We start from the raw sequence: 325 nt of genomic DNA, 5'->3' as shown, positions 1-325 counted from the left end.
GGGTGCAAGGCTTTACCGGACCGGTGATCTGGCGCGCTGGCGGGCAGATGGCACGCTGGAATTTCGTGGCCGGATCGATGCCCAGGTGAAGATCCGGGGTATGCGGGTGGAGCCTGGCGAGATCGAGGCGGTTCTGGTTCGGCAGGCGGGTATTGCCCAAGCTGTCGTGGTGGCGCGGAAGGAGAATGGCGGCACCGGGAGCGCGAACACCCGTCTCATTGCCTATTTGGTTCCCGAAGAGATTAGTGATGCCCGGCTGGGGGCGGCGCTTGGCCGTGCGCCGGAGAGTATCAGGGAAGCCGACCGGCAAGAGGTCCATGTACTG

The 325-nt window shown here is 64.6% G+C and carries 1 protein-coding gene; it reads left to right on the top strand.

Annotated elements, in window-relative coordinates; translation table 11 throughout:
- Positions 1–325 (top strand): AMP-binding protein (locus E1297_RS00415; RefSeq protein ID WP_155132566.1); only part of this gene is annotated, 325 nt, incomplete at both ends.

The organism is Roseibium sp. RKSG952 (assembly GCF_009711355.1).
The sequence above is the reverse complement of the archived record's forward strand: the minus strand, read 5'-3'. Positions and strand labels throughout refer to the sequence as shown.